The 396-nt window shown below is 64.1% G+C and carries 1 pseudogene; it reads left to right on the top strand.

Annotation, left to right across the window (positions count from 1 at the left end):
* Window positions 1-396, top strand: a pseudogene (locus EOA86_RS38290) (ABC transporter ATP-binding protein); the annotation flags it as partial.

Below are 396 nucleotides of genomic sequence, written 5' to 3'. Positions count from 1 at the left end.
GTGCTGGTCGTCCGCACCATCGTCGTCGGCTTGGCGGCGCTGGTCGACGAGCAGACGATCACCCCCGGCTTCTACAATCTGGTGCGCTGGCAGGCGCACCGCCATGTCTCGCGCCAATCCTACGACTTCTTCCAGAACGATTTCGCCGGCCGCATCGCGACCAAGGTCTGGCAGGCGGGCCAGGCGACCGGCGATTTGATGGAAAGCTTCATCGGGGTCGTCTGGTTCATGATCGTCTATACGGTGACGACGCTGGTGCTGGTCGCCGGCCTCGATCTCAGGCTGGCGGTGCTGGTGGTGATCTGGGTCACCGCCTTCGGTTGGCTGGCCAAGCGCTATCTGCCGGCGATCCGCAAGCATGCCGAGCAGACAGCTGAGGCCGGTTCGATGATCACC

It is taken from the genome of Mesorhizobium sp. M5C.F.Ca.IN.020.32.2.1 (assembly GCF_004023105.1).
Taxonomy (GTDB): domain Bacteria; phylum Pseudomonadota; class Alphaproteobacteria; order Rhizobiales; family Rhizobiaceae; genus Mesorhizobium; species Mesorhizobium wenxiniae.
The sequence above is the reverse complement of the archived record's forward strand: the minus strand, read 5'-3'. Positions and strand labels throughout refer to the sequence as shown.